The organism is Embleya sp. NPDC001921 (genome assembly GCF_053594475.1).
Genome location: NZ_JBSFEO010000108.1, coordinates 1 through 9,979 on the forward strand (window position 1 = coordinate 1; position 9,979 = coordinate 9,979).

The following is a 9,979-nucleotide window of genomic DNA, read 5'->3' on the forward strand; positions in this document are numbered from 1 at the left end:
CGAGCCGACGCCGCATGTGGACTGGTCGGCGGGCGCGGTACGGCTGCTGACACAGGCTCGGCCGTGGCCGGAGACCGGTCGGCCCCGCCGAGCGGCGGTGTCGGCGTTCGGGGTCAGCGGCACCAACGCGCACGTGATCCTCGAACTCCCGGAGTCTCCCGCGGAAGCGCACCTCGAGGAGCCGGTGCCGGCGGCCCCGGCCGTGCTCCCGTGGGTCCTGTCCGGCCGGACCCCGGACGCGCTGCGGGCACAGGCCGGCCGGGTGCGCGGCGCACTGGACGAGGATCCGGTGGGCGCGGGGTTCTCGCTGGTCACCTCGCGAGCGTTGTTCGCGGAACGGGCCGTGCTGATCGCGGACGCGACCGGATGGGCCTTCGGCCTGGACGCGGTGGCACGCGGCGAGAGTGCGGCGGGCGTGGTGACCGGGACGGCCGGACCGGTCGGCAAGACCGTGTTCGTGTTCCCGGGCCAGGGCTCGCAGTGGACCGGTATGGCGGCCGAACTGTACATCCAGTCAACCGTGTTCGCGGCCCGCTTCGACGAGTGCGCGACGGCCCTGGCGGAGTTCGTGGACTGGTCGCCGGTCGAGGTGTTGACCGGTGTCGAGGGTGCGCCGTCGTTGGATCGGGTGGATGTGGTCCAGCCGGTGTTGTGGGCGGTGTTGGTGTCGCTGGCCGAGGTGTGGCGCTCCTTCGGGGTGCTGCCGGACGCGTTGGTCGGCCACTCGCAGGGCGAGATCGCGGCGGCCGTGGTGGCCGGCGGACTGTCCCTGGCCGACGGAGCACGGGTGGTGGCGCTGCGCAGTCGCGCGATCCTCGCGCTGTCCGGGCGCGGCGGGATGGCGTCGGTGGCCGAACCGGTCGCGGTGGTCCGCGAGCGGATCGCCGGCTGGGACGGGCGGATCTCGGTCGCGGCCGTGAACGGCCCCGGCCAGGTGGTGGTCTCCGGCGAGCCCGACGCGTTGGCCGAGTTGGTGGCGGCGGTCACCGACCAGGGCGGCCGGGCCCGGCTCATCCCGGTGGACTACGCGTCGCATTCGGCGCAAGTCGAAGAAATCCGGGCGGAGATCGTGGCCGCGCTGGCCGAGATCTCGCCGGTGTCCGGGACGATCCCGATCCGGTCGACGGTCACCGGGGACTGGTTGGACACGGCCGCGATGGACGGCGCGTACTGGGCGACCAACCTGCGCGAGACGGTGCGCTTCGAGGAGGCCACCCGAGGTCTCGTCGCCGCCGGCCACGGAGTGTTCGTGGAGGTGAGCCCGCATCCGGTGCTCACCGCCGCGATCGAGGCGACGCTGGACGAGGAGGGTCCGGAGAACCCGGTCGTGGTCGGCACGCTGCGCCGCGACCAGGGGGGCGCGCGGCGCCTGTACGTCTCCCTCGCCGAAGCCTTCGTGCGCGGCGTCGCGGTGGACTGGACCGCCGCGTTCGCCGGGAGCGGGCCGCGTCGGGTCGAGCTGCCCACCTACCCCTTCGAGCGCGAGCGCTACTGGCTCGACACCCCGGGCCCGGCCGGTTCGACGACCGGCGCGGGTACGGCCGCGGGGGCGGCGGACACGATCGACGCGGCGTTCTGGTCACTCGTGGAGAGCGGCGACCAGGCGGGCCTGGCCCAGGCGTTGGGTACGGAGACCTCGGCGGAGTCGTTGGGCGAAGTGTTGCCCGCGTTGTCGTCGTGGTGGGACCGTCGGCGCTCGGGAGCCACCCTCGACGCGTGGCGGCACCGGATCGTGTGGCGCCCGGTCGCCGGTACCGGGATCGGGAGTCTGTCCGGAACGTGGCTGCTCGTGGTGCCCGAGGAGGAGGCCGCCGGCGCGTGGGCGGACTTCCTGAACCGGCTGCTGACCGCCGCCGGTGCCCGGGTCGAGCGTGTTCCCGTCGCTCGCGACCGGGGCGAGCGGGCCGCGCTGCGGGACCTGGTCGCGGCACAGTCCGGGCCGGTCGCGGGTGTGCTCTCGCTGTTGGCACTGGCCGACGGCACCGTGGCCGGGTTCGACGCGGTGCCGTGGGGAACGGCGGCGACCGTCGCCCTGGTCCAGGCCCTGGACGACGCGGGGGTGGTGGCACCGCTGTGGGCGGTGACCAGTGGCGCGGTGACGGTCGGTGCGGCGGACCCGGTCCGGGTGCCCGAGCAGGCTCAGGTGTGGGGATTCGGCGGGGTCGTCGCGGCCGAGAACCCGCGGTCGTGGGGCGGGCTGGTCGACCTGCCGAGCGCGTATCCCGGCGCGGACGCCGGGGCACCGGCCTGGGCCCGCCTGGTGGCGGTGCTGGCCGGCGCGGTGTACGAGCGGGACGTCGCGGTGCGGCCGACCGGGGCCTGGGGCCGCCGGCTGGTTCGCGCGCCGCTCGGCGCCGCCCGGCCCGCCGGGACCTGGCGGCCGTCGGGCACGGTGGTGGTGACCGGCGGCACCGGGGCGCTGGGCGGGCACGTGGCCCGCTGGGTCGCGGCGCGCGGGGCCGAGCACGTGTTGCTGGTCAGCCGTACCGGCGCGGACGCGCCCGGCGCCGATCGACTGGCCGAGGACGTCGCCGCGGCGGGCGCGCGGGTGTCCTTCGCGTCGTGCGACGTGGGCGACCGGGACGCGCTGGCCGAGGTACTGGCCGCGATTCCGGCGGAGTTCCCGCTGACCGCGGTGCTGCACGCGGCGGCGATCCTGGACGACGCGGTGATCGGCGAGCTGACCCTGGAGCAGCAGCAGCGGGTCGCGCGGGTCAAGGTGGACGGCGCCCGGTATCTCGACGAACTCACCCGGGACGCCGACCTGTCGGCGTTCGTGCTGTTCTCCTCGGTGGCCGGGCTGTGCGGGGTCGCCGGACAGGGCAACTACGCGCCCGGGAACGCCTATCTGGACGCGCTGGCCGCACGTCGTCGGGCCGACGGGCTGCCCGCGACCTCGGTCTCCTGGGGGCACTGGGCCGGCGGCGGGATCGCCGCGCCGGAGATCGAGGAGCGACTCGGCCGCCAGGGCCTGACCATGCTCGATCCCGCGCTCGCGGTCCAGGCGCTCGGGCAGATCCTGGACGCGGACGAGAGCCACCTGACGGTGTGCGACATCGACTGGGACGTGCTGTTCCGCGACCGGCCACACCCGCTGGTCGCCGAACTCCTGCGCGCGACCTCGGCTTCGGCGACGGCTTCGGGCTCGGACGCGGCTTCGGCGTCGCCCGAGACGGCGGCGACCCGGCTGATCGCGACACTCGCCGAACTGGCCGAGGAGGAGCGCCGACCGCATCTGGTGCGGTTGGTCCGGACCCGGGCGGCGATCGTGCACGGGCACGCCTCCGCCGACGCGGTGGCGGCCGGGAAGCCTTTCCGGGACCAGGGGTTCGACTCGCTGACGGCGGTGGAACTGCGCAATCGGCTGGCCGCCGAGACCGGTCTGCGGTTGCCCGCGACGCTGGTCTTCGACTACCCCACGCCCAACGCGCTCGCCGAATTCCTGCACGGCGAACTGGTGCCGCGGGTGGTCCCGAGCGCGGACGCCATCCGGGCCGAGATCGACCGCCTGGAAGCGCTCCTCGCGCACGCCGCCGCCGATCCGGCCGAACACGAGGCGACGGCGGTCCGGCTCGCCGAGATCGCCGCACGCTGGGCCGCCGGCGCGGCACCCGCTCCGGAGCCGGCCGGCAGCGAACTCGAAGGCATCGCCGACGAGATCGACTCGGCCACCGACGACGAGCTCATCGAATTCATCGGCAAGCAGTTCGGCATCTCCTGACTTGTCGGTCCATGCGAAAGGCACAACCACAATGAGCGACCAGCAGATCCGCCACCTGCTCAAGCGGCTCACCGTCGAGCTGCACGAGACCCGGGAACGGCTCAAGGAGGCGCAGAACCCGACGCCCGAGCCGATCGCGATCGTCTCCGCGGCGTGCCGGCTGCCCGGCGGCGCCGAGTCGCCCGAGAAGTTGTGGCGCATCCTGGCCGAAGGGGTCGACGTGGTCGGCGACTTCCCCGACGACCGAGGCTGGGACGTCGAGGAGCTGTACGATCCCGACCCCGATCGACCAGGCAAGTCGTACACCCGCAAGGGCGCGTTCCTGCCCGACATCGCCGGGTTCGACGCCGAGTTCTTCGGCATCTCGCCGCGCGAGGCGCTGGCCACCGACCCGCAACACCGGCTGCTCCTGGAGACCGCCTGGGAGCTGTTCGAGCGGGTCGGCATCGACCCGACCACGCTGGCCGGCAGCCGGACCGGGGTCTTCGCCGGCCTCAACGGGCAGGACTACGCGGCCCGGCTGAGCGAGGTGCCCGACGAGGTCGGCGGCTACATCGGCAACGGCAACGCGGCGAGCGTGGCGTCCGGGCGGATCGCCTACTCGTTCGGCTTCGAGGGCCCGGCGGTGACCGTGGACACGGCGTGCTCGTCCTCGCTGGTCGCGCTGCACCTGGCGGCACACTCGCTGCGCAGCGGCGAATGCGATCTCGCGCTCGCCGGTGGTGTGACGCTGATGGCCTCGCCGCTGGGGTTCGTCGAGTTCTCCCGCCAACGCGGCCTGGCTCCGGACGGCCGCTGCAAGGCGTTCGCCGGCGCGGCGGACGGCACCGGGTGGTCCGAGGGCACCGGCCTGGTGCTGGTCGAACGGCTGGCGGACGCGCGGCGGTTGGGCCACCGCGTACTGGCCGTGCTGCGGGGCAGCGCGGTCAACCAGGACGGCGCCTCCAACGGCCTGACCGCGCCGAACGGCCCGTCCCAGCAGCGGGTGATCCGGCAGGCGCTGCGCAACGCCCGGCTGAGCGCGGCCGACATCGACGCGGTCGAGGCACACGGCACCGGGACCACGCTGGGCGACCCGATCGAGGCGCAGGCGCTGATCGCGACCTACGGCAAGGACCGCCCCGAGGACCGACCGCTGTGGATCGGCTCGGCCAAGTCCAACATCGGGCACACCCAGGCCGCCGCCGGGATCGTCGGCGTGATCAAGATGATCGAGGCGATGCGGCACGGCGTGCTGCCCAGGACGCTGCACGTGGACGAGCCGACGCCGCACGTGGACTGGTCGGCGGGCGCGGTGCGGCTGTTGACGCAGGCCAGGCCCTGGCCGGAGACCGGACGTCCGCGCCGGGTGGGCATCTCGGCGTTCGGCGCGAGCGGGACCAACGCACACCTGATCCTGGAACAGCCGGAAGCCGTCGAGGCGGCCGCCCCGACCGAGGAGGAGCGCGCGGGCACGCCGGCGGCCGCACCCTGGGTGCTCTCCGCCCGGACGCCGGACGCGCTGCGCGCCCAGGCGGCCCGGCTCGCGGCACACGTGCGAGGCGCGGCGGTCGAGGCGACCGACGTCGCGGACATCGGCTACTCGCTGGCCGCCGGCCGGGCCCGGTTCGACGAGCGCGCCGTGCTGGTCGCGGGCGCCGATTCGTCGACGCCCCTGGCCGGCTTCCTGGCCGGCCTCGACGCGCTCGCCGCCGACACGCCGACCCCGACCGCGGTCCGCGGCTCGGTTGCCGGATCCGGGCCGCTCGCCTACCTGTTCACCGGGCAGGGCAGCCAGCGGGTCGGCATGGGGCGCGAACTGTACGACGCCTACCCGGTGTTCGCCGCCGCGTTCGACGAGGTGGCGCGGGCGCTGGACGGCGAGCTGGCGGGTCACGTCCCGTACCCGCTGCGCGATGTGGTGTTCGGCGCCGTCGAGGACGCCGCCGAACACCTGGAGCGGACCGTGTACGCGCAGCCCGCGCTGTTCGCGATCGAGGTCGCGCTGTATCGGCTGTACGCGTCGTGGGGCCTGCGCCCGGACTTCGTCACCGGGCACTCGCTCGGCGAACTCACCGCCGCGCACGTCGCGGACGTGCTCACCGTCGCGGACGCGGCGACACTCGTGGCGGCCCGGGCCCGGCTGATGCAGGCGATGCCCACCACCGGCGCGATGATCGCGGTGCAGGCCGGCGAGGAGGAGGTCACCGCCGCACTGGCCGGGCGCGAGCACGAGGTCGGCATCGCGGCGATCAACGGCCCGCGCTCGATCGTGCTCTCCGGCGACGCCGACGCGGCCCTCGCGGTCGCCGCCGGCTTCGCCGAACAGGGCCGCAAGACCAAACGACTGCGGGTCAGCCACGCGTTCCACTCGCCGCTGATGACCGGGATGCTCGCCGAGTTCGAGCGCGTCGCCGCCACGCTGACCTATCGCGCGCCGCGCGTCCCGGTGGTCTCCAACCTGACCGGGCGACCGGCCGGGATCGAGGAACTGGGCGACCCGGGCCACTGGGTCGCGCACGTGCGCAACGCGGTCCGCTTCCGGGACGTGATCGCACACCTCGCGACGGCCGGCGTCACCACGTATCTCGAACTCGGCCCGGACGGCGTGCTGACCGCCATGGCCCAGGACACCCTGGCCGACGCGCCCGCGAGCGACCACCCGCCCGCCTTCGCGGCGGCGCTGCGCCGGGACCGGCCGGAGACGGACACCGCGCTGGTCGCGCTCGGCACCGCCCACACGCACGGCGCCGACGTGGACTGGGCCGCGCTGTACGCCGGTTCCGGCGCGCGCCGGGTCGACCTGCCCACGTACGCCTTCCAGCACCGGCGCTTCTGGATCGAGCAGCCCGCCGCGTCGGCCGGGGACGCCGACGGGCTCGGGCTGGCCGCCGCCGACCACCCGCTCCTGGCCGCCTCGTTGCGGGTGGCCACCGGCCGGAACGCGGCGGCGGACGGCGGATCGCACGCGGTACTGCTGACCGGCCGGCTGTCGGTGAGGACCCATCCGTGGCTGGCGGCCCACGTCGTGCTCGGTTCGGTCCTGGTACCCGGAACGGCCCTCGTGGAGGCGGCGATCCGGGCCGGCGACGAGGTCGGACTGGACACCGTCGACGAGTTGGTGATCGAGACGCCGCTGATCCTGCGCGAGCGGGACGCGGTACATCTTCAGGTCGTCGTCGACGGCCCCGAGGACGAGCGCGCCGACCGGCGGCCGATCGCGGTGTACGCCCGGTCCCAGGACGCCGAGTCGGACGCGCCGTGGACGCGGCACGCGGTCGGCTTCCTGGTGGCCGCCGAGGACCGAACGCGTACCGATGGCGCCGCCGTCGGCGAGGTGTGGCCGCCGGCGGGGGCGACGGCGATCGACGTGAGCCGGGCGTACGCCACGCTCGCCGAGGCCGGGATCGACTACGGCCCGGCGTTCCAGGGCCTGCGGGCCGCCTGGCGGCTGGGCGACGAGATCCTCGCGGAAGCCGAACTGCCCGCCGAACAACACGCGGACGCCGCCCGATTCGGCATCCACCCGGCATTGCTCGACGCGGCGCTGCACATCGCCTCCCTGGACAGCCTGGACGAATCGCGGGACGCGGCAGGGCGTCGGCTCCCGTTCGTGTGGAACGGCGTCCGGCTGCACGCGTCCGGCGCGACCACGCTCCGGATCCGGATCGCGGTGACCGGGCCCGGGGAGCTGACCCTGACGGCCACCGACGCCGGCGGCGCGCCGGTGGTGTCGATCGACGCCCTGGCCACCCGGCTGGTGACGGCGGATCAGCTCGACGGTTCGCGGGCGACGGGCCCGGACGCGCTGTTCGAGCTCGCCTGGGTCGACCACGCGGTGGTCGACGAACCGGGCGTGCCGGCCCCGGTGATCGCGCTCGGTACGGACACCCGGCGGCTCGACGACGGAACGCTCGTGGTGACGGTCGAGGCGGCCGGGGACACGCTCGCCGCCGTACACCGGGAGACCGCACGGGTGTTGGCGCAACTCCAGGGCGACGCCGAACGTGTCCTGGTGCTCACCCGCGGCGCCTTCGCGGTGACCGAGGGCGATGTGCCCGATCCGATCGGCGCGGCGGTGGCCGGTCTGGTCCGCTCCGCCCAGTCCGAACAGCCGGACCGGATCGTGCTGATCGACGTGGACGAGGAACCCGCCTCGGAAGCCATGCTCGGCGCCGCCCGCGCGAGCGCGCTCGCCGCCGACGAACCGCAACTGGCGATCCGAGGGGGAGCGCCGTACGCGCCGCGCCTGCGCCGGGCCGCGGCGCTCGATCCGCGCGAGGTGCGCGGCTGGGATCCCGAGGGCACCGTCCTGGTGACCGGCGGTGTCGGGGTGCTCGGCGCGCTGCTCGCCCGCCACCTGGTGGCCGAACACGGCATGCGCCGGTTGCTGCTGACCGGCCGGCGCGGCCCGGACACCCCGGGCGCGGCCGAACTGGTCGCCGAACTGAGCGCGCTGGGCGCGCAGGTCACCGTCGCGGCTGCGGACGTGGCGGACCGCGAGGCCCTGGCGGCGCTGATCGCCGGTGTGCCGGCGGCCTATCCGCTGACCGCCGTCGTGCACGCGGCGGGCGTGATCGACGACGGCGTGCTCGACGCGCTCACCCCCGAGCGGCTGGCGGCGGTACTGCGGCCCAAGGCCGACGCGGCGTGGCATCTGCACGAGTTGACCCGGCATCAGGACCTGGCGGGCTTCGTGCTGTTCTCCTCGGTGGCGGCCACCCTGGGCGGTCCCGGGCAGGGCAACTACGCCGCCGCCAACAGTTTCCTGGACGCGCTCGCCGCCCGGCGCCGGGCGCTCGGGCTGCCCGCCGTGTCGTTGGCGTGGGGCATGTGGGCCGAGGCGGGCGGGATGACCGCGCACCTGGCCGAAGCGGACCGGCACCGCGCGGCCCGGGCCGGGATCCGCGCGCTGGGCTCGGCCGCCGGACTGCGCCTGTTCGACCTGGCCGTGCGGCCGGACGGCGGCCCGAGCGGGCTCGACCGGGCCGTGCTGGTGCCGGCGCCGCTGGACCTGGCGGGCCTGCGGGCCCGCCCGGAAGCGGTTCCCGCGCTGCTGCGCGGCCTCGTCCGGCCGAGCCGACGACAGGCGGTCAAGACCGCCGGTCCGGCCTCGCTCGGGCAGCGGTTGGCCGCGCTGGGTTCGGCCGAGCGCGAGCAGGCACTGCTCGACCTGGTGCGCGCCGAGGTCGCGGGCGTACTGGGCGCGGACCCCGAGGCGGTCGGGGTCCGCCGCGCGTTCAGCGATCTGGGCATGGACTCGCTCACCGCCGTCGAACTGCGCAACCGGCTCAACACCGCCACCGGCCTGCGGCTGCCCGCGACCCTGGTCTTCGACCACCCGACCCCGGGCGCGCTCGCCGACCACCTGCGCGGCGCACTGCTCGGCGACCTGCCGGACGCGCCCGCCGCGCCCGTCCCGGCGCCGGCGGCCGGGCTCGCCGCGACGGCGGACGACCCGATCGTGATCGTCGGCATGGCCTGCCGGCTCCCGGGCGGCGTGGCCTCCCCGGACGACCTGTGGCGTCTCGTCGAATCCGGCACCGACGCGGTGGGCGAGTTCCCCACCGATCGCGGGTGGGACGTCGAGGACCTGTTCGACCCGGACCCCGAGGCCGCCGGCAAGTCGTACACCCGGCACGGCGGCTTCCTCTACGACGCCGCCGAGTTCGACGCGGGGTTCTTCGAGATCTCGCCGCGCGAGGCGCTGGCCACCGACCCGCAGCAGCGGCTGCTCCTGGAGACCACGTGGGAGGTGATCGAGCGGGCCGGCATCGACCCGACCACGCTGCGCGGCAGCCGGACCGGGGTGTTCGCCGGCGTGATGTACCACGACTACGCGCCGCACCCGGGCAACGTGCCCAGCGCACTGGAGGGTTACGTCGGCAACGGCAACGCCGGCAGTGTCGCGTCGGGTCGGATCTCCTACTCGTTCGGCTTCGAGGGCCCGGCGGTCACCATCGACACCGCGTGCTCGTCCTCGCTGGTCACGCTGCACCTGGCCGCGCAGTCCCTGCGGCTGGGCGAGAGCGACCTCGCGGTCGCGGGCGGCGTCGCGGTGATGGCCTCACCCGGCGCGTTCACCGAGTTCTCCCGGCAGCGCGGCCTGTCCGTGGACGGGCGCTGCAAGGCGTTCGCCAGCGCCGCGGACGGCGTCGGCTGGGCCGAGGGCGTCGGCATGCTGCTGCTCGAAAGGTTGTCGGACGCGCGGCGCAACGGGCATCGGGTGCTCGCGGTGGTGCGGGGCAGTGCGGTCAACCAGGACGGTGCGTCCAATGG

2 protein-coding genes and 1 pseudogene are annotated in these 9,979 nt (G+C 75.1%); all 3 read left to right on the forward strand.

The annotated features are described in order from the left end of the window. Positions 1–1,351, forward strand: a pseudogene (locus ACWCPW_RS50815) (acyltransferase domain-containing protein); the annotation flags it as partial. Between the two features lie 234 nt (positions 1,352–1,585). Further along, positions 1,586–3,721 (forward strand): SDR family NAD(P)-dependent oxidoreductase, encoded by a 2,136-nt coding sequence (locus ACWCPW_RS50820; RefSeq protein ID WP_449768476.1) that lies wholly within the window; start codon positions 1,586–1,588, stop codon positions 3,719–3,721. 1 nt (position 3,722) lies between these two features. Continuing rightward, a partial coding sequence (locus ACWCPW_RS50825) for an SDR family NAD(P)-dependent oxidoreductase (RefSeq protein WP_449768475.1) occupies positions 3,723–9,979 on the forward strand: 6,257 nt, incomplete at its 3' end.